16 protein-coding genes and 1 CRISPR repeat array (1 of these 17 only partly in view) are annotated in these 19,346 nt (G+C 57.0%); of the genes, 7 read left to right on the forward strand and 9 right to left on the reverse strand.

The window, feature by feature from the left end; genetic code table 11:
• Nucleotides 1-101: 101 nt before the first annotated feature.
• From IEV00_RS08885 to IEV00_RS08900, 4 genes are all read left to right on the forward strand, one after another.
• Entirely contained in the window at nt 102-2,384 is a 2,283-nt protein-coding gene (locus IEV00_RS08885) for a carbon starvation CstA family protein (protein ID WP_188360006.1), read from the forward strand.
• A 276-nt stretch (nt 2,385-2,660) separates the two neighbouring features.
• Nucleotides 2,661-2,867, forward strand: coding sequence for a YbdD/YjiX family protein (locus tag IEV00_RS08890; RefSeq protein WP_188360007.1), 207 nt, complete (start codon nt 2,661-2,663; stop codon nt 2,865-2,867).
• An 85-nt stretch (nt 2,868-2,952) separates the two neighbouring features.
• Complete coding sequence (locus IEV00_RS08895; protein ID WP_188360008.1) at nt 2,953-3,447, forward strand: dehydrogenase; 495 nt, start codon at nt 2,953-2,955, stop codon at nt 3,445-3,447.
• A gap of 142 nt (nt 3,448-3,589) precedes the next feature.
• Complete coding sequence (locus IEV00_RS08900) at nt 3,590-4,792, forward strand: acyltransferase family protein (protein WP_188360009.1); 1,203 nt, start codon at nt 3,590-3,592, stop codon at nt 4,790-4,792.
• Between the two features lie 10 nt (nt 4,793-4,802).
• On the opposite strand, the gene IEV00_RS08905 is transcribed toward IEV00_RS08900, so the two are convergent.
• Nucleotides 4,803-5,435 (reverse strand): response regulator, encoded by a 633-nt coding sequence (locus IEV00_RS08905; RefSeq protein ID WP_229723172.1) that lies wholly within the window; start codon nt 5,433-5,435, stop codon nt 4,803-4,805.
• On the reverse strand, nt 5,429-6,697 hold the full coding sequence (locus tag IEV00_RS08910) for a sensor histidine kinase (protein ID WP_188360011.1): 1,269 nt from the start codon (nt 6,695-6,697) through the stop codon (nt 5,429-5,431). Before IEV00_RS08910 ends, IEV00_RS08905 begins: the two co-directional genes overlap by 7 nt.
• Nucleotides 6,698-6,889: 192 nt before the next feature.
• Here IEV00_RS08910 and IEV00_RS08915 point away from each other — a divergent pair, with 192 nt between their 5' ends.
• Complete coding sequence (locus IEV00_RS08915) at nt 6,890-7,993, forward strand: ABC transporter permease (RefSeq protein WP_188360012.1); 1,104 nt, start codon at nt 6,890-6,892, stop codon at nt 7,991-7,993.
• Nucleotides 7,993-8,745: an ABC transporter ATP-binding protein gene (locus IEV00_RS08920; RefSeq protein WP_188360013.1), complete on the forward strand. Its 753-nt coding sequence runs from the start codon at nt 7,993-7,995 to the stop codon at nt 8,743-8,745. Before IEV00_RS08915 ends, IEV00_RS08920 begins: the two co-directional genes overlap by 1 nt.
• A 5-nt stretch (nt 8,746-8,750) precedes the next feature.
• Here the strand turns inward: IEV00_RS08920 and cas2e are convergent, their stop codons facing one another.
• The 7 genes from cas2e to casA form a co-directional block, all read right to left on the reverse strand.
• The gene (cas2e, locus tag IEV00_RS08925) at nt 8,751-9,104 is read right to left on the reverse strand and encodes a type I-E CRISPR-associated endoribonuclease Cas2e (protein WP_188360014.1); all 354 of its coding nucleotides are present in this window, start codon (nt 9,102-9,104) and stop codon (nt 8,751-8,753) included.
• Nucleotides 9,101-10,036, reverse strand: coding sequence for a type I-E CRISPR-associated endonuclease Cas1e (cas1e, locus tag IEV00_RS08930; protein ID WP_188360015.1), 936 nt, complete (start codon nt 10,034-10,036; stop codon nt 9,101-9,103). The genes cas2e and cas1e overlap by 4 nt, the downstream gene beginning before the upstream one ends.
• Nucleotides 10,037-10,107: 71 nt before the next feature.
• Nucleotides 10,108-10,788 carry a type I-E CRISPR-associated protein Cas6/Cse3/CasE gene (gene cas6e, locus IEV00_RS08935; RefSeq protein ID WP_188360016.1) on the reverse strand — a complete coding sequence of 227 codons (681 nt, stop codon included), beginning with the start codon at nt 10,786-10,788 and terminating at the stop codon, nt 10,108-10,110.
• Nucleotides 10,785-11,492, reverse strand: coding sequence for a type I-E CRISPR-associated protein Cas5/CasD (gene cas5e / locus IEV00_RS08940; protein WP_188360017.1), 708 nt, complete (start codon nt 11,490-11,492; stop codon nt 10,785-10,787). The genes cas6e and cas5e overlap by 4 nt, the downstream gene beginning before the upstream one ends.
• Nucleotides 11,492-12,613, reverse strand: a complete 1,122-nt coding sequence (cas7e, locus tag IEV00_RS08945; protein ID WP_188360018.1) for a type I-E CRISPR-associated protein Cas7/Cse4/CasC — start codon at nt 12,611-12,613, stop codon at nt 11,492-11,494. Before cas7e ends, cas5e begins: the two co-directional genes overlap by 1 nt.
• An 18-nt stretch (nt 12,614-12,631) precedes the next feature.
• Nucleotides 12,632-13,243 (reverse strand): type I-E CRISPR-associated protein Cse2/CasB, encoded by a 612-nt coding sequence (gene casB / locus IEV00_RS08950; protein ID WP_188360019.1) that lies wholly within the window; start codon nt 13,241-13,243, stop codon nt 12,632-12,634.
• Nucleotides 13,230-14,960: a type I-E CRISPR-associated protein Cse1/CasA gene (gene casA, locus IEV00_RS08955; RefSeq protein WP_188360020.1), complete on the reverse strand. Its 1,731-nt coding sequence runs from the start codon at nt 14,958-14,960 to the stop codon at nt 13,230-13,232. Before casA ends, casB begins: the two co-directional genes overlap by 14 nt.
• Before the next feature lie 564 nt (nt 14,961-15,524).
• Between casA and cas3 the strand changes: the two genes are divergently transcribed.
• Complete coding sequence (cas3, locus tag IEV00_RS08960; RefSeq protein ID WP_188360021.1) at nt 15,525-18,461, forward strand: CRISPR-associated helicase Cas3'; 2,937 nt, start codon at nt 15,525-15,527, stop codon at nt 18,459-18,461.
• 72 nt (nt 18,462-18,533) lie between these two features.
• A CRISPR array of direct repeats spans nt 18,534-19,346; the repeat unit is 28 nt; unit sequence GTGCTCCCCGCGTAGACGGGGATGAGCC (it continues 559 nt past the right edge of the window).

Consider the following 19,346-nt stretch of genomic DNA (forward strand, 5'->3'; position numbering starts at 1 on the left):
ACACTCGGTAATGGTCTGACCATACTTTTGCTGTGCATCCGGTCACTCGGCTATGTTTTATATGACACATTCATATTTTTCGTTGTCTGTAAGGATGCATCATGAGTGAATCTTACTCTCAGCATGGTTCAACTGATGTGCTCGATCGGGAGCGGCCCGCCGCCTACGTTGACCCCGAGGTTCTCGACCGTGAGCACGAACGATGGACTCCCAAGAAAATCGCTATCTGGGTAGCAATCGCCCTACTGGGCGGAGTCTCCTGGTGGATGGTCGCCCTTGTGCGTGGCGAGACCGTTAACGGCATCTGGTTTGTTTTTGCCGCGGTCTGCTCCTACCTCATCGGCTACCGCTTCTACTCCCGCTTTATCGAAGCCAAGCTCACCCAGCCCGACGACCGCCGCGCAACTCCTGCCGAGTATGACGCCGACGGTAAGGACTACGCGGCAACCGACCGCCGCGTGCTCTACGGCCACCACTTTGCGGCAATCGCCGGTGCAGGCCCCCTGGTTGGCCCCGTGCTCGCAGCCCAGATGGGCTACCTGCCCGGCACCATCTGGATTATCGTGGGCGTGATCTTCGCCGGCGCCGTCCAGGACTACCTGGTGCTCTTCTTCTCCATGCGCCGCGGCGGCCGTTCCCTGGGCCAGATGGCTAAGGAAGAACTGGGTACCGTGGGTGGTTACGCCGCTATTCTGGCAACTCTGGCGATTATGATCATCATTACCGCTATTCTGGCGCTGGTGGTTGTCAACGCTCTGGGCGAATCCCCCTGGGGTGTTTTCTCGGTGGGTATGACCATTCCGATTGCGCTGTTTATGGGCATTTACCTGCGCTACATTCGCCCCGGTAAGGTGGGCGAGGTATCCATCATCGGTTTTGTGCTGCTCATGGCTGCCATTATTGCTGGTGGTTGGGTTGCAGAGACCTCCTGGGGTGTCGAATACCTGACCCTCGACCGCGTAACCCTCGCCTGGGCCGTGATTATCTACGGCTTCATTGCAGCGATTCTTCCCGTGTGGCTGCTACTGGCTCCCCGTGACTACCTCTCCACCTTTATGAAGGTGGGCACCATCGTGCTGCTGGCAGTGGGTATTGTGGTGGTTCGCCCCGAAATCTCGGTTCCTGCCTTCTCCGAGTTTGCTTCCCGCTCCGACGGCCCCGTCTGGGCAGGCTCCCTCTTCCCCTTCCTCTTTGTGACCATCGCTTGCGGTGCGCTCTCGGGCTTCCACGCGCTCATCGCTTCGGGTACCACCCCCAAGATGGTTGAGAAGGAGCGCCAGGTTCGCTTCATCGGCTACGGTGGCATGCTCATGGAGTCTTTCGTCGCCATCATGGCACTGGTTGCCGCTATTACCGTTGACCGTGGCATCTACTTCGCCATGAACGCCGGAACCGGTGCAACCCAGGGAACCGTTGAGGGCGCCGTCGCTTTCGTGAACTCGCTGGGCCTGACCGGGGTGCACCTCACCCCCGACCTGCTGACCGAAACCGCAAACCACGTGGGTGAGCAGTCTATTGTCTCCCGCTCCGGTGGCGCCCCCACCCTGGCTGTGGGTATGGCGGGCATTATGCACAACATGATGCCCTCGCTGGATTTGATGAGCTTCTGGTACCACTTTGCCATTATGTTCGAGGCCCTCTTCATCCTCACCGCGGTGGACGCCGGTACCCGCGTGGCCCGCTTCATGCTCTCCGACACCCTGGGCAACTTCTTCCCCAAGTTCCGCGACCACAACTGGCGCGTAGGTGCCTGGATTACCACCGCAGTAATGGTGGCAGGCTGGGGCGGAATCCTGCTTCTGGGTGTGACCGATCCGCTGGGCGGTATCAACACCTTCTACCCGCTCTTCGGTATCGCCAACCAGCTTCTGGCAGCGGTTGCCCTGGCGGTCTGCCTGGCAATTGCGGCTAACAAGCGCAAGTTCAAGTACCTCTGGATTATCGCCCTGCCGCTGGCCTTCGACCTGCTGGTTACCGTGGTGGGCTCCTGGCAGAAGATCTTCAGCTCCAACCCCGCCGTGGGTTACTGGGCCAACCACAACCTCTACAAAGAGGCCCAGGCATCGGGCGCTGAAAGCTTCAAGGCCGCAGCCACCCCCGAGGCAATCGATGCGGTAGTGCGCAACACCTTCGTGCAGGGAACCCTCTCGATTGTGTTCGTGGTGCTGACCCTAATCGTGGTGCTCATGGCAATTATCGAAGTTATTCGGGCCGCCAAGGGCCACGAAAAGGAATCCAACGAGAATCCCTACATCGAGTCAAAGATTTATGCCCCCGCCGGCATGATTGAGACCCGGTCGGAGAAGGAACTCGAAAAGGAATGGAGGGCCTACTACGCCAAGCATCCCGAGGCTATCTCGGGTTCGGCGGGCCACGGCCACTAGGACGACGGCCGCCGCGGGGGAGAGCTCCTGCGGCGGCTGTTCTCTGCGTCGAGCTCACTCCCCGCAGGTGGCGGCGGCTGGCAGCTGGCATCGGGGCTGGCGTGAATCGCGGTGAGAGTGAAGCGATCCCGCGAGAGGGAGTGCTGCCAGCTGCCGTCGCCTGCGGGGGGGGGCAGAATAGCTAGCACCGCGAGCGCACCAACCCGACAGGCGCACTCGCCCGAGAGGCGTACCGTCGCAGTAGGATTAAAGAAAGGCCTAACCTAGGAGGCACTCATGAGCACCCCGGTTCTCGATACCGTCAAAGATGCTTTCTCCAAGTTCACCTGGTTCGCCAACGGCGTTCTCGGCGGCGACAAGTACGAGAAGTACCTGGCGCACCACCGCGCCACCGGCTGTACGCACGCTCCCATGACCGAGCGCGAGTTCTGGCGGGACTATACCGACCGCATGGAGAAAAATCCCGGATCCCGCTGCTGCTAGTCACCGGTGGGTGACAGTGTGTCAGCAAAAGAATTTAGGGTAACCTAAGAAAGGTATAGGGTAGCTGACAACGAAGGAGCGTGCCGTGGGTCTGCGAGATTTTTTGCAGGGGCGTAAGGACGACGCCGAGCTGGGGCAGGGCATCTGGCGGCGGTCGCATGATCGTTTTAACCGCGGTCTTGATCGCTTTCACCAGATTTTAGAGAAGCTACCCCGCGACGAAACTTTCGAGCTGCTCATCCCCGAGGCCAATGCCCTGGCTGATTTGCTGCCCCGGGTGCGCTCCGTGGCGGTGCAGGCGCAGATTCTGGCTCCCAGCGAGGGCACCGATATTCCCTATTCACCCAAGGGCTATTACTCTGACCTCAACCGCAGCCTGTCGCGGGCGGGCAATGCGGTGGCGCTGTGTGCTGAGGCGCTTGCCATGACCCGCTGTGCCGGTAACTGCCGGCTAGAGTGCAACCGCAAGCTGGCGGTGAGTAGGCGCGTGCAGACGGTCATCGAGCATATAGATGCCGCCGAGGCAGTCCTGGCGCAGGCGCAGCGCGCCGCAGCCGAACCCGCAGCACTGGCCGACTAGCGCCGTCCGGTGAGCGGCGCCTCAAAATAAGTGTGGACAAAACCCTCCCCGATTCACGGCCCCGGCAGTGGTAGATTCAAGGTTTCAGGGAAATTTTCAGGCTCTCGCGCGCCTGTTTGCAATAATTTGCTTTGGGGAATTCATGAATCGCTACGCTCACATCGACGCCTTGCGAGCATTTGCCGTGCTCCTGGTGGTCTTTGCCCACGCCGGTCTAACTTTTGTGCCCGGTGGCTCCGGCGTAACGATCTTTTTTGTAATTTCAGGTTTTATCATCACCTTTTTGCTGCTGCGGGAGCGGGAGAAAACCGGCGGTTTTGATATTTTCGGCTTCTATCTTCGCCGCCTGATTAAGATTGTGCCGCCGCTGGCGCTGGTGGTTATTGTTCCCACCCTGATTTATATGGCGCTGGGTGGGTCCATTGACGTGCTGGATTTCCTGGGGCAGATTTTCTTCTTTATCAACTGGCGCTACCTGGATTCCCAGATTTCGGTGCTACCCGGTACCCATGTGACCTGGTCGCTCTCGATTGAAGAGCAGTTCTACCTGGTCTTTGCCCTGATTTGGCTCTTTGCGGTGAAGTCCCGCCACTACCTGAAGATTGTGGTGGGCATTGCTGTGGTGGCTATTGTCTACTCGATGCTGGCGCGTTTCTTCCTCTTCTTAGATGGCGCCAGCACAGACCGAATCTACTTCGGCACCGACACCCGCGTTGAGGCAATCGCGGTGGGCACCCTGGTGGCGGTCTGGTTCTTTACCCACCGTTCGTCGGAGAGCGTGCTGGGTAAGCCTTTGGCTGGACGACGCTATGCCCACCAGCTGCAGGAGCGTACGGTGCCGATGCTGGGCCGTGACTGGGTGATGATTCTTGCGGTGGCAATGTACCTGTTTTCCCTGGTCTACCGCGATGAACTCTTCCGCGAGACCCTGCGCTATACCCTGCAGGCAGTGGCGGCTGCCCTGATGGTGCTCTGGGGGCAGGTGGCTAGCCGCCAGGGTCTGGGCAACCTGGTGATGAGCATTTTGCAGTGGAGGTTCCTGCAGGTGCTGGGCCTCTCCAGCTACTCGATTTACCTGGTGCACGATGTGCTCTACAAGCTACTTGAACCCCACCTGCACTTTCTGCCCAAGCCTGTGCTGGTATTGGTGCTGGTTGCCATTGGCCTGGCTACCGGAATTCTTCTGTGGAAGGTGGTGGAGGTTCCCGCCCTGGCCTGGAAAGACCGCCACTTTGCCTCCGCTAACACCAAGAGCGAGATGGCGGCAGCCAACAGAGATTCTACTGCTTCCGTGGCAACCGAAGATCCCGATGCTGTCAACCTCGAACGCCGTGAGGCCCCCTAACTGTCCATAACTAAATCAGGCCCAGCTCCCGTGCCCTAGCAAGGGCTGAGGTACGGTTATCGACCCCCAGCTTGGAATAGATGTGTACCAGGTGGGTTTTGACCGTTGCCTGAGAGATAAAGAGCTGTTCCGCCAGCTGCTTGTTGGTGGCGCCGGTTGCCAGCGCTTGCAAGAGTTCAACCTCGCGGGGGCTCAGCACCGGGGTGGGCTCACGCATGTGGTCCAGCAGGGCCGCGGTGATATCGGGGGAGAGGGTACGCTGCCCCGCCACCGTTGCCTTGACTGCCTGCCGCACTTCTTCGGGCGGGGCATCCTTGAGCAGGTAGCCCAGCGCCCCCGCCTGCACCGCAGCCACAATGTCGCTCCGGGTATCAAAGGTGGTGAGCACCAGCACCGGCGGCCCACCGGCGCGCGTGATTTCCCGCGTTGCGTCAATGCCGTTCATGGGCTTCATCTGAATATCCATAATGACGGCGTGCGGCGGCTTTCCTGCCTCGGTGAGGCCGCGAAGGATCTCAAGGGCCTCGGCGCCGTCCCCGGCCTCAGCCACCACCTGCATATCGTCAAAAGCATCAAAAACGGCGCGTAGGCCAGCGCGCACAATCGGGTGGTCATCCACTAACAGCAGCGAAATAGTCACGATTCCTCCTTCACGAGAGCCGGGCGGGGCAGGCTCACAGACACCACGGTACCCTCACCCGGAGCCGAGTCAATGCTCAGTTCCCCACCCATCTGCTCAGCCCTCCTGCGCAGGGAAGTAAAGCCAAAACCGCTTTCTCCGCCGGGCTTCTCCGCCGAAATGAGACTGGGACTAAAACCGCGGCCGTCGTCATAAATATCGAGGGTCACGCTGTGCTCCCAGACCCCCAGCGTGACCACCGCGCGCTGGGCGCGGGCGTGGGCGGTCACGTTCGCCAGAGCGCCCTGGGCAATGCGCATGAGGGTTTCCTGAATTTCGGGGGCAAGCTGGCTAGAATCGGCGTCGCCGTCGGGGCGGAAAATACACTCGAGCCGGTGGCCGCGGGCGGCCTCCTGTTCCTCGGTGGTCTCGCAGAGCCGCTTTAGGGCAGGCGCTAGAGAATTGGTGAGCTGTGGCGACGACAGGTCGCGAATAAACCTCCGCGCCTCGGCGAGGTTCTCTGAAGCAACCCGGTTAATCACCTGCACCTGCTCGGCGGCCTTGTCGTTTTCTCCGGTGCTCAGGCTCTGGGCCGTTGCCCGCGAAATCAGCACAATCGACGAAAGCCCCTGCGCCAGGGTGTCATGAATTTCGCGGGCCAGACGCTCGCGCTCCTCGATACGGCCCGATTCATGCTCGCGCAGGGCAAGCTCGGCCCGGGTCGCGCGCAGCTTCTCGGCGGTGCGCTGGTGCATGAGCGAATCGGCATAGAGACTCCGGTAGGCGAAGGAGATGACCACCGCCAGCAGGGTGCCCATGACCGGGCCAATCACCGTTCCCGGAGAAAAATCATGTTGGGGAGCAACAATCGGCCAACCGATGGAAAAGAGGGTCAGGGTCAGTACCGCTACCAGCCCCAGCGCAGGGGGCAATAAATGCAGCAGAAGGAATACAATCGGGAACATGAGCCAGGTAAAGCTCAGATGCTGAAGGAAAAGAACCGCCCAGAGCCCCACAATAAGAACCAACCAGAGATAGGCCAGGCGCGGTTTAGAGGCCGCCAGATTAGCGCCGGGTGAGCCCCCGAATGCACCGTGGGCGAAGCGGTTTTCTAGAACCGTGCCGCAGAGATAGACCGCCCCGAGCAGAAGAACCAGGCAGATGAGCACGGCGGGGGCAGACCCATCGCGCAGCGCTAACACACAGCCGGTGACCAGCAGAAACGCAAACATCACGTGCAGGCTAATACGCAGCACCTGTAGAACTGAGGACTCCTCGGTACGCACCCTCTGCCCCTTCCTAACGCTTCACCGCGGCACTGCTCTCAAGACTAGCACCGCCGACTTATCTTGCCAGAGCGGTTGATAGAGGGCATCAACCTTTTGGTTGATTCAGGTTCAACCCTATGCGCGATGTGCATTTTCGCCTGCCCCGGAAGAATTGAAATATCACATCTTGCTGAGACGAAAGGGCGCACCGTGTTTCTGGGAATCAGAGATATTTTCTTTGCCAAAGGCCGCTTTGTTTTGATTGCGTCGGTGGTGGGGCTTTTGACCCTGCTGCTGGTGATGCTCACCGGCCTCACCGGCGGACTGGGCAAGCAGAACACCGCTGCCCTTGAATCTTTTAAGGCTGACCGATTTGTGTTTGCCGCCAGCGGCTCCGGCGAGCCCGAGGTTTCTTTTACCTCTTCTGCGGTCACGGCTGAAGACCAGGCTGCCTGGGCTGGTTCTGACTCTGTTGATTCTGCCACCCCGGTGGGCTTTGCCCAGACTAAGGTGGACGGCGCGAGCTCGGCCAGCGCCGCGCTGATCGGTATTCCCGCCGATTCTTCCCTCATGGCTGACTCGGTGGGGCCTGCCAAGGCCGGTTCTGAAGAGCTTGCCGAGAACACCCTGGTGATCGGTGAAACCGTGGCAGAAGAGGCGGGGGTAGCCCCCGGCGATAAGGTCTCGGTTTCGGGAATCGACTTCACCGTGGGTGGTGTGGTTGAAGATACCTACTACTCCCACCAGCCCGTGATTTGGGCAAACACTGCTGGTTGGCAGCAGGTGGCCCACCAGCCCTCCACCGCACTCGGCACCGTTCTGGCCGTTGCGGCACCGGCGGCGAGCGACGACGTCCTGCAGTCCCTGGCCGATGAAACCCACACCATCGCCACCAGCACCGGCGACTCCTTCGCCGGGCTGCCCGCCTACAAGTCCGAGCAGGGCTCGCTGAAGGCAATGCAGGGTTTTCTCTACGGAATTTCGGCGCTGGTGACTTTTTCTTTCTTGACCGTCTGGACTATTCAGCGCACCCGCGACCTGGCAGTGATGCGGGCCCTGGGCGGCTCCACCGGCTACCTGCTGCGTGATGCCCTGGTGCAGGCGGCAATCGTTCTGCTCATCGGCGCCGCAGGCGGTCTACTCATCGGCTGGGGTCTGGGCGCTCTGGCTGCCGGAACCGTGCCCTTTACTCTCTCGCTCGCCACCGTGGCGGGCCCGGCGCTGGGTATCTGGGTGCTCGGTATTCTTGGCTCCTTCATCGCCACAGCCCGCGTAACCAAAATTGACCCCATGATTGCCCTGGGAGGTAACTAATGACCCTGCTCGCTCACGCTTCTGAATCTTCTGTTTCTTCTGCTTCGCGGGAAGTTTTGAAATTACAAGAAATCACCCTCGAATATCCTGACGGCGTTGATTCCGCCGGTAACCCCGCCACTCTTAAGGCGCTGGACTCGGTGAGCTTCTCTGCCTCTGCCGGGGAGATGACGGCGATTGTGGGCGCTTCGGGCTCCGGTAAGTCGTCGTTGCTGTGGGTGGCCGCGACCCTGGTGAAGCCCACCGCCGGAACCGTGCTGTTGGACGGCGCCTCGGTCGGCTCCCTTTCCGACCGCGAGCGGGCGCAGCTGAGGGCAGAGAAAATTGGCATTATTTTCCAGCAGCCCAACCTGCTGCCTTCGCTGACCGCCCGGGAGCAGCTGGTGCTGGTGGCGCACATGAACGGTGCCCGGGGTAAGGCCCTGCGGGCAGCCCGCTCCCGGGCAGATGACCTGCTCGATATGGTAGGTCTTTCCGCGGCAGCTGACCGCCGCGCCCACCAGCTCTCCGGCGGCCAGCGGCAGCGGGTCAACATCGCCCGGGCACTCATGGGCTCGCCCTCGCTGCTTCTGGCAGACGAACCCACCTCAGCCCTAGACGCCGAGCGCTCAGCCTCGATTGTCTCCCTGCTGGCCGATGTCACCGGCGAGTTCGGCGTAGCCACCGTGATGGTCACCCACGACCTCACCATGACCGACTCCGTAGACCACGTGGTACAGATGAATGACGGCGTGGCGAAGGTGCTGAAGTAGGGGAGTTAGGAGGAGCGGCGTCGTCCCATCCTGTACTTACTTGCATTTGACCAACCTTTCTTCACGAAGGTTGGTTTCTTGCTTTCAGCCGTGGGACGGCGCATCAGGGTCACTCCGTCAAAATCAACGGTTTCCCACTGGTGGCGGTGAACCTTGAAATCTAGGCCCTGCTCGTTATTAGCCGAGAAGACCATCAGGGCTCGCCCCGACTGCACCGAAGCGGTGATTCGTTCCCACAGGTGCTCCCTAATCCGGGCACTCACTTTCCCAACGTAGACCCCGGAGCTAATCTCCAGCAACCAGCGCGTTAAATCCCCGCGAAGAGCCGGCGGGCAGTTTGAAAGCACAACCACAATCATGCGCTTTCACCGCCGTAGTTCTGCCCGCCCTGAAGAAGCTCTCCATTCTCGCCCCACAGCGAAAGTACCTCCGCGTACCACTCGTTTTCCTCAATTTGATCAGGTATAAGTAGCTTCTGGATATCCCGCGCGCACTGTTGCAGTATCTTGCCGTCTTTAATCTTCTCTCGAACGGCGCGCCGAGTTCGTGGCCCAATATCCTCAGTGCTTTCAGCTACCACCTCGAAAGAAGCTGGAATCGTAATTTCGGCTTTATAAAGGTCCGCAATATCGTAGATAAAAGCTCGGGAATGGCCCGTGTGCACGAAGCCTAGCCCGGGCGAACAACCCAAAGAAACCACTACCGCGTGCACCACCCCGTACAGGCAGGCGTGAGCAGCCGAGAGAGCTTTATTAATGGGATCTGAACCATCGAAATTATTGGGGTCGTATTTTAGAGAATTCCAGGCAACTCCAGTTCGTTCTGAATGCTCACGATAGATTCTGCGAACCCTAGCCCCTTCTTCGCCACGAAGCTGTTGCATGGTCAGCTCCGAAACATCTTCATCGGGGAAACGCATGTTATACATCTCCCGCGCTACCTCCAGCCGCTTGCGCACGTTGCTGACTTTGTCAGCCTGCACCTGAAGTAACCGAGCGGTTTTGGCCAGCGAAGAGCCGTGGGCGTAATAGCGTACTCCGCGCTCGCCAACCCATACGGCAGTAGCCCCGCATTCAGCGAGTAGCATCATGGCATGGTGGGTTACTCGCGTGCCCGGCCCCAGCATCAGGGCACCCAGCGAAGCCGCCGGTATATGCACGGTGCCCTGGGTATCGGTGGCAGTAATCGCGCTATCTTCGCGGTGTATTACGCTGTGCTCAACGTAGATAAATGAAAGTCTCTCTGAGCTCCGGGTGAGCTCCTGTGACGTGGGTGGGGTAGCGCCAATCATGTGTCTCGCCTTTGAAACGATGGGGAAAACTCCGGGGCAGAGGCCGGTACATGCTTCTGCCCCGGGGCTAACTACGAGTTATTTCGCAGGGTGAGCAAGCCGCAGCCGTAGGCCTTGCCCTTGCCCATACCCTTAAGCACCGACTCTTTAAAAAGCTCAGAGTCGGTAATCTCCAAGACTCCGGTGAACTGAACCTGGCGTAGAGTAACCGTACCGCGGCGTCCTTCATCATGGGGGTTCTTGCGCGAGAACTTTTGGTCCAGGCGTTCACCCACATTCACCAGGGGAGTCTCTAGCTCTGGGTCTGTAGCTATTCGAAAACCCCACTGTGGAGCTTTATGAATCAGCCAGCCGATCTGCTGTTCTACCGTAACGTGGGGAACCACGCGCCCGCGTTTCCCGCTTTCTACAGGCAGGGATTTTACAGGGTTACCCGTGTAGCGGAAGGCCCACTGCTGACCATTTTCTAGTTTCTGCAAGAGCCTGCCCAGGTGGACGGTTTCAGCCGGCTGAGTCTCCCAGCCAGCGGCCTCCTGAAGATGTCGCAAATCCGGTTGCTCGGGGCTCTGCACGTAGAGCACAAACCCGTGCCCCTGGCGGTCTAACCGCCAAAGAACTCGGCTATCGGAGCCAGCTTCTTCGCGCGGGGGAAAGGCTGCTAGCACCGCGGCGTGCATAGCCTGGGGGCTTGCAATGAGTTTGCGTGCTTCACGCCGCTGGGGGTTGAGAAGAATTCTTGAGAAGTAACTCATGCCTCACGCACCTCCTGCATGTAGTCGTCATTTTCTAGCGCTTGCCCCAGCGGGTTCTGAACTTCTAGGGGCTCGGCTCGAAAGACGGACCGCAGAGCATACTGACGATACTCAGGGTTAAAGCTCACCGGCGTATCTCGCAAAGTATCAGAGGGCTCTCCTGGCTCGGCATCTCGAGAGATAGGTAGAGAAACCAGCTGAGGAAGCTGCTTCTGCACCCATTCGGGAGCATGCCACTCAGCGGCGCGAAGCCTCTCTTCGCCGTCGCCCGCCTCGATACCAAGCACGAGGTCGGCGTTGGCGGGGCAGGACCGTCGTCCTAAATACAGAGGGTAGTAAGGACGCCGCAGGGCGGCTTCAACCTCTTCGAGCAGGGCTTTATCGGGGGAGGAAAGAGCGACGAGAAAAACCGCGTCTGCAAGATAGTAGCGGTTGCTCAGCTGTGAGTTCTTTTCGCGGGGATCAAACCAGTTGCGGGCGGTTTGATAGTCTCTCTCTAATGTTCCTGGATAGTCCGTGCGAACAGCGAACCTAAGCTCTGCTATATCGTCTACAGACTCATCTCTACCCCGGCCTAGAGCCGCCGCTACCATGCCAATAACCCCTGACTTAGTGGGCTCATTGTTGGTAGCGCGAGTTTTAAAGCGGCTATCAGCTCCCCAAGCCTGTAACGGTGCCTTGAATTTGAGAAGCAGGGAGTACATTAGTTCGCCAAAACCTTAGAGAGATCGGTGGAGAGGGATTCAAGAAGGACCTTGAGGTTAGTTTCCTCGCCCAGGCCCTCGAGGGCAGTCTTGAGGTCGCCCACGGCGAGAACGTAGCTTTTGACGGGTTCCATGCCATAGGTTTCTGAAAGTTCCTGAGCCTCAGCAGCGAGAGCTTTGGCTGCTTCGTAGCGACGACCGTGTTCAGCGGATTCCTTGACGGGGGTTTCGAAAGCGTTGACGTAGGAAACGGGGCGGTCATCGCGGAGGGAGACCACTACAGCCTCGGGCAGAGTTCGGTTGGCAAAGCTGTTCTGCTTGCCGGTGGGCATGGCGGTGATAAAGCTCTTGATGAACTGAACCGCTACAGCAACAGCTGCCTCAGAATCGTCAAGATTCTTGACCAGACCGTTGAGGTTGATATTAGCGTAGCGGTAGAGGGTAGAGGACATCATTTCCACAGTACCGATCATGCCGGCACCCGATTCTTCAGCCTCTTTCACCACATCATCGACTGCGGTGTAATAGTCGAATTCGGGCTCTGACTCGTGCACTCCCAGGGCGTGGGCTACCTGGCAAGAGGCATCGACGTTGAAGTCAGGAGCATCGGCGAGCATACGGCCGAACAGGGCGATATCTGCACTGTGCTGGGTATCAAGGATTTTTGCAACGTCTGCCTTTTTGAGCTTTTCACCATTGGCTTCAACGATTGCCTGGGCCAGGCGGTTAATCTGCTGGTTGCTGAGCAGAAGCAGGTAGCCAGATTCTAAGGTCGAATCTTCTTCCTCGTTCTTCTTCTTTTTGGGTTCTGCCAGAGAAATTCCCACTGTCTTAAAAGCTGCGGCAACCTCGGAGAGCGCTTTTTCTTTGTCGTAGCCCTCAGAAAGCTGCTCAATCTGTTTGACGACTTTTTCAGCCACACGCTTGGTGCGCAGACCCAGCTGGGAGGAGTCTAGACTTTCTGAAAAATCCTGTCGGATTGAAGACTTCCAGGCCTGCGAAGAGACCCGCTGGCGGGGTACGCCGCCAAAGGTGGCTGTCTTGGGGGCGCCGGTGTCATCACGGTTGATGTTAGAAGGGGGCAGGGTCTGTAGCGCGTGAATGTCGATGAAGGTGCTCATTATAGTTCTCCTTTGAAGCTAGTTTTCGTCTGTGTTTTTGGGTTGGTATGAGAAGCCGTAGGTAAAATCTCGGCTCCAACGGGTGATAACCTGAGCTTTTGTCTTGGGATTTTGCAGCTTAGCGAGATCCGCTGCAAATTTTCCGTAGTCAAAAGGAATTTCCTGCTGCTTGAGAAGTTGCACCAGGGTGCGGGCATGGTACATGATTCCCTCAAAGGTTCGGGCCTGCATTAGCGAGTCGAAGCGGCGTTTGATGGACGGCGTCCCGCGGCTCACCAGCTGCCCCACGGCTGTGCCGAAATAGTGGCCAGCGGCGTGCATTTTGCGCTGTTCAGAGTGCTGATGTACCGCGTAGAGAGCCAGCGCAGAATAAGCAGCCAGTTCTTTACTGGTGGGCTGATCCTGTTGCCGGTATTTTGTATCTTCGGGGAAGGCCTCATCTTCTTCGGGGCTAATCACATACTGCCAAGCGAGGGGATTCTTGGCGGGGTTTTGGCCCACGGCGCGTCTAAGGTCGCTGAGTTGCTTTCGCGCTGATGAATTCCCTGCTTGGTACGAGGCGTAGAGTCGATGAATTTTGTGTGCAACAAAGTCTTCGAGGCCGGTAACGGCGCTGTTACTCGTGCTCATCGGGGTTCTCCTTTCGGGTGGTGGGGTAGGCGAGGGGAAAGGTGTCCTTCAAGATTTTTGCGTAGAAACGGTAAGCTGTAGCGGCATTGGTCAGCACAGTTTTTCCGTTGTCCTCTTTGAGAGTGCCGATATGGACTTTGGGAGGAGCCGCTTCAATCAGCCGCTCAGCCTCTCTCTTGAGGAACTTCTGGGCCTGCACATGCCAGCTACGCTTCAGTTCTTCGGGATGACTTTCGTGGGAGATAGTTGCTAGCCACTCCCTAAACTCGCCCTCGAGCCGGTGCAGGGCTGATTCGGTGGGGTCTGCCTGGAAAACGTATTCTTTACCTGCTGCCACCAGAAGCTGGCCGGCGAGGCTACCCAGACGAACCGATGCCTCAACGGCTTTTTCAGCGTTTTCGGTGATGACCGCTTTGTGTTCGGCAAACTCTTCGGTGAGAAGAGCCAGCTCAATGGGTAGGGACTCATCAATCGTTGTTTCAATGACGGCGTTCTGGGTGCCGTAGACAACCCCTACCAGCTGAACTTTTACCTGCTTCGAACGGGGGAAGTATCTTAGACCGTCGAATGTTCTGGGCTTAATGGGCTTTTTATCTTGGCCTCCGGGAGCAGATGACTGGGCGAGCAGAGCGTCGATGCCCTTCCAGAGAGTCCGCTCCTGTGCATGTTGCAGGGGCATCCAAATATCTGTTTTGCCCTTGGACTGGTTCTTGCTATAGCGGTAGCTGGTCCAGGGGTCAAAGAGGTTAGTGCCATCGATGAACTTATCTGAAACCTTGTCGCCGTTAGAGACTAGAACGCCGGTGACAGAGTCTGCGTTAGGAAATAGTCTGATGCGGCGGGACTGCCAGGTGAGGATGTCGCAGACACCGGTGGGCTGAACGGTTTCCTCTGCGGGCTGCCGCTGGGCGGCGCCGTCTACTGGGGTGCGTTCCCACACGGGCAGGTCGGTATTGATATTAATAAATTCGGAGTAGCCCTCTTCATCCAAGCCCGTTGCGAAGACCTCCGTGAAGGGGAAGTTCAGCAACAGGGTCTCAGCCATGTTTTGTCCGTGCAGGATCACCTTGCCGGTAGCCCCGTGCCAGCCGGTGCCAATGGGGTAGCCCTTTCCACCTTTAACTCGTGGGTCACCAATAGCGCCGGATTTAATGCCCGAGTAGTCGTAGGCGTGAGCGGTGATGAGGCGCCGGGCCGCATCGGCGAAGGTCAGGGAGTTCTTACCTTCGGCTGCGCGGATGGAAAAGTGGTTGGACTCAGAGTCGAAGATAATCCTCGATGCCTCAGAGTGCTTGCCTTGCTTAGTGTGCAGGTCGGCTACCTGCATAAAGGGGTGTTCCGGATGGAAAAGGTCGAACCGAGGTTTAATTTCAGGGTCGTTGAGGTAGTCAAGAACAGGCTGCAGGTTGCTGTCATTCGGTTGAAGCGCATGCTTGAGCCAAGCCTGGATATCAACTTGACCCTCGTCGTCAAAAAACGCCTCGGCGTCTTCGCTACTATCCAGATACCTGAGAAAGCCTCGGATAAAACATGCCTCTAGCATTGCAAAAACTGCTATATCAATAATCGCATCCTCATGGGCCAGCCGTTTGATGCGGTAGGCGTTCTCAAAGAAGCCGATGAGAGATACTTCTTTGACGTCTCCATCGAGATACTGAACTCTAATCCAGGGCTGATCTACGAGGCTAAAACTCGGTGGCCTCTCGGCGCTGTTCATCAGGTCTCCCTCTCAAAATCTTCGTTGATTTTCAGTAATGGAGCAGAAAATGGCTTATTTTGTCTTACCCAGTCTGCACACTGTTCTTATAGCAAGAAGATACGCGCCTGAAGCACCAAAATCAATACCCTTAAAAGAAAAATTCACAAGTTCAATAAATATAGGCTTTGAAGAAGAGAGAGAGAGCTTCTCGTCTTCGCGAGTATTATGAATCAACCTTTAGGAAAGAGCAAAATCCACAAAGGCTCATCGCCGCTCGTGCAGCGCTTCTTCTAGCCTAAGCTACCGAGGTCAACTATGGAAAAGCATGAGTGCCAGCTCTTATAGGGGCAGGGTGTTGTTTCTGAGCCAGCCTGCGGACAGGTAGAGAATCATTGGAAAGCAAGGGCCTTGTTAACTTCCTCGAGCTGGTCTAATACCTCGTCAAGAGCTTCAGTAAAATTTGTCTCAGAGAGCATCTGGTTTTCGTTGAGCTGCGCAGTCATTGTTCTCCCTTTCCTCGCTTCGTAGACTACCGAAATAAGCGGCGGATCGTATAGAAGAGACTCATCACGCAAAGGAGCTATGGGTACGGTGGATAATCCTCAAAATAATCTTTCGCAACAGGTTCAGTCATTTTGGGCTAAAACAGGAGATGAGGAAACCCCAGCTCAGGGGATGAGCCTGGCCCAGCACATGGTGGATAGTGCCCAGGTTGCCCAATATCTCTGGCGAAACTGGATATCGCAGGGGAGCAAAGCTCTTATTTCTAGCACTCTCAATCTATCGGAAAGCGAAACCGAAGCCTTTGTCGCATGGGTAGTTGGCACCCACGATATCGGTAAGGCAACCCCGGAGTTCGCAGGGCAGCTGGATGCTTGGGCAAACCAAGACTTGCTTGTCTATCGCCAAAGAATCGAAGATTGCGGTTATATTTTTCCAGCGGACCTCACCACCGTTCAGGGGCGGTGCCCCCATTCTCAGTACAGTCAAAGTATTATCTTCAGGTGGCTCATGGAGCAGTACCAGGTTGAGGAAGATGCGGCAGTATGGAGCATAGCTCAGGTGAGTGGGGCCCACCACGGTATGCCTGCTGAGTATGCGGAAACCCCCAATCGTGGCCGTAGAGACGAGCAGCTACTCGACCGAGTTTTTCAGTGGCCAGATCAGCAGAATTGGGCAGATGCCTGGGACGAGCTTCTTACCTTTATCACACATGAAACGGGGGCCGCCGATGCCTTGCAAAAATTAGTAGCGGGCAAGGGGCTTACTCCTGAAGTTCAATTCTTTCTCACCGGTCTCACCATTATGTCTGACTGGATAGCCTCTAACCCAGAGTTCTTCCCCTATGAAGAGTCGAAAGACCAGCAGGCTAGAGTTCAAGCCGGCTTTGAAACCCTTAGTCTAAGCCGCCCCTGGCAGCCGGAAGATTTTACCGACCTCACCGCCGAAGAAATCTACCGCACGAGATTCGGCTGGGGGAGCGGCGTCGTCCTGCATCCCATGCAGAAGGTAGCGGTGGACGCCGCGTGCTCACTTGCCCACGGCGGGCTCGTTTGTATTGAGGCGCCTATGGGCCAGGGAAAAACCGAAGCCGGACTGGTAGCTGCTGAGATTCTTGCCCATAATGCGGGCAAAAACGGCATGATGTTTGCAGCCCCTACTCAGGCAACGGCTAACGCCCTTTTTGACCGTATCGATCAGTGGGCACAAAATGCGGCTAGTAGCAGTGAAGTTGTATCAATGTTTTTGGCGCATTCTAAGAACCAGCTAAATGAAAAATATAACCGAAAGCGGTTCGCGAAAGTTCAAACCTTTGAGCCTTACAGCGGCGAAGAAAAGGTTAAAGCTAACGTGATCGCCCACCAGTGGTTTTCTAAGAAAAAAGGTGTGCTCTCAAACTTTGTTGTGGGTACCGTTGACCAGGTGCTGATGATGGCTTTGGCATCGCGCCACGTGATGCTCAGACACCTGGGTCTGGGCGAAAAAGTGGTGGTTATTGATGAGGTTCATGCCTACGACGCATACATGAATGTTTATCTTGAGACTGCCCTGAGGTGGCTGGGGAAAATGCAGGCACCGGTTATCTTAATGTCCGCAACTTTGCCTGCCCAGGCAAGGCAAAAACTAATGCGCGCCTATGCTGAAGGGCGTGTGAAAGCGAAGGGGCGCCGTCCGAAAAATAAAAGGAAACCGGCAGAGCCTCCACGCTCCGCCGAGGTAGATCTTTCGTATCCCGTTATTCATACTGTTTCCGCGGATGGGGGAGCGGTGAAAAAATGGGAGATCGAACAGCCTCAGGAACACAACCAACTTTCACTTCGCATTATTGACGACTCCTTTGCTGAACTAGACCGGGTGCTAGCTCCGCTTGAGACAGGAGGGGGATGCGCTGCGGTTATCTGCAACACCGTGGGTCGGGCTCAGGAGGTTTATTCGCACTTACAGGGTCTCTTCTTAGCTGAAGAGTTGATGCTTGTTCATTCGCGTTTTATTGCTTTGGACCGCGTTGCTCAAGAGAAAATTCTGGTTGAGAAACTGGGGAAGAAGGCAAACAGGAAAAACGGTCGGCCGTACCGGTTCATCGTGGTGGGCACCCAGGTTATCGAACAGTCTTTGGACATAGATTTTGACGTGATGGTTACTGACCATGCACCGGTTGATTTGATATTGCAGCGTGTGGGGCGTTTACACAGGCATGGTCGAGATGGTGAGCGTCCGCCTCAGTTTGCTAGGCCAGTTTGCTATGTCAGGGGAGTTAAAGAATTGGGTAGCTCTGATACTGCGCCGGTATTTCCTGACGTCGCTGAGTTGATTTACAATAAAGCGCTGCTTCTTTCTAGTTATGCGCAGCTCCTGCCTTTCTTTGAAGGGCGAGATGTGCAACTTCCCGCAGATATTTCTGCGCTAGTTCAGGGAGCCTACAGCGGTATGCCTGACCTGTCCGAAACATGGATTGAAGAATGGCAAGCGGCACGTTCTGACTACGACGGAAAGATGAGCAGTAGCAGACGTAAAGCCGAGGGTTATACGATGAACCCTCGTAATGGAAAAATGCTGTATGACTTCTTTAAAGGCGCTCAGCTAGATGGTAAAGATAGCGATGAGCTAAAAGCCGAAGCAAAGGTTCGCGATACCGATGACACGCTAGAGGTAATTGTGGTTCAGTCTGATGACGACCAAACCTACAGGCCGCTTCATGACGATTATGCAGATCAGATGCCTTTTGATAGGGACAGTCCCGATAAACCTGACTGGAAACTAGCGAATACTTTGGCGGCATCAACGATTCGGCTACCTCATCAATTTGCTGATAACGGTAAACCTGCTATTGCTAACCCCTTCGATAAAGCACTGGATGAGCTAGAGAGAAACCAGTTTTCATCCTGGCAAAAGCATTACCTGCTGAAGGGGCAGCTCGCCTTAGTTCTAGATGCGAACTTTGAGTGCGTTCTGGTTGGTAAAACTGTTCGTTACTCGAAGGAACTGGGCCTACAAGTGATTCGAAACGACATGAGCTAAAATTTAGTCAGGGCTATTGGCAAACCGAATAGGTTTAGCTTGTTGATTGGAAGTTTCCGCATGTCAGCAAGTGTGCTCCCCGCGTAGACGGGGATGAGCCGGAGATTGCGGCGGCGAAGCTATCCTCCGTGTGGTGCTCCCCGCGTAGACGGGGATGAGCCCCGTATCCCTATTCGCTTCTCCACCTCGGTGCCGTGCTCCCCGCGTAGACGGGGATGAGCCCACCCGACGTCTCAACCCAAGTCTTAGACTCGAGTGCTCCCCGCGTAGACGGGGATGAGCCCAGCCGTCAAAGCGCCTGCCCTCACCCCAGATTGTGCTCCCCGCGTAGACGGGGATGAGCCTTTCGCTTCTATGGGCACCGGGTGAGCAGATTAGTGCTCCCCGCGTAGACGGGGATGAGCCGAAGCCTACGACCTCGGTAAGAAGCACCGCGACGTGCTCCCCGCGTAGACGGGGATGAGCCGAAGCCTACGACCTCGGTAAGAAGCACCGCGACGTGCTCCCCGCGTAGACGGGGATGAGCCTGAGGGTTTTGAGGCCGCGGGCGTTGGCGGCGTGTGCTCCCCGCGTAGACGGGGATGAGCCTCCATGTCCTGCCTGACCTGCGCAAATTTCGCGGTGCTCCCCGCGTAGACGGGGATGAGCCCACGACAAGAAGGCATGGCTGGTCGTCACAGATGTGCTCCCCGCGTAGACGGGGATGAGCCACAAGAAAAAGAGTGAAAAGACCGTGACCGCATACGTGCTCCCCGCGTAGACGGGGATGAGCCTCAATCAAACTTGAAGCATGGGAACCACGGCCCGTGCTCCCCGCGTAGACGGGGATGAGCCTCGGTGGGGGAACCGCTACGGAATTTTTTCACCGTGCTCCCCGCGTAGACG

This window comes from Rothia aerolata, assembly GCF_014635585.1.
GTDB classification, from domain to species: Bacteria; Actinomycetota; Actinomycetes; order Actinomycetales; family Micrococcaceae; genus Rothia; species Rothia aerolata.

Coding starts and splice junctions, on each gene's coding strand:
- IEV00_RS08885 (WP_188360006.1), top strand. CDS start 102: ATGAGTGAATCTTACTCTCAGCATGGTTCAACTGATGTGCTCGATCGG.
- IEV00_RS08890 (WP_188360007.1), top strand. CDS start 2,661: ATGAGCACCCCGGTTCTCGATACCGTCAAAGATGCTTTCTCCAAGTTC.
- IEV00_RS08900 (WP_188360009.1), top strand. CDS start 3,590: ATGAATCGCTACGCTCACATCGACGCCTTGCGAGCATTTGCCGTGCTC.
- IEV00_RS08920 (WP_188360013.1), top strand. CDS start 7,993: ATGACCCTGCTCGCTCACGCTTCTGAATCTTCTGTTTCTTCTGCTTCG.
- cas2e (WP_188360014.1), bottom strand. CDS start 9,104: ATGATTGTGGTTGTGCTTTCAAACTGCCCGCCGGCTCTTCGCGGGGAT.
- cas1e (WP_188360015.1), bottom strand. CDS start 10,036: ATGATTGGCGCTACCCCACCCACGTCACAGGAGCTCACCCGGAGCTCA.
- cas6e (WP_188360016.1), bottom strand. CDS start 10,788: ATGAGTTACTTCTCAAGAATTCTTCTCAACCCCCAGCGGCGTGAAGCA.
- cas5e (WP_188360017.1), bottom strand. CDS start 11,492: ATGTACTCCCTGCTTCTCAAATTCAAGGCACCGTTACAGGCTTGGGGA.
- cas7e (WP_188360018.1), bottom strand. CDS start 12,613: ATGAGCACCTTCATCGACATTCACGCGCTACAGACCCTGCCCCCTTCT.
- casB (WP_188360019.1), bottom strand. CDS start 13,243: ATGAGCACGAGTAACAGCGCCGTTACCGGCCTCGAAGACTTTGTTGCA.
- casA (WP_188360020.1), bottom strand. CDS start 14,960: ATGAACAGCGCCGAGAGGCCACCGAGTTTTAGCCTCGTAGATCAGCCC.
- cas3 (WP_188360021.1), top strand. CDS start 15,525: ATGGGTACGGTGGATAATCCTCAAAATAATCTTTCGCAACAGGTTCAG.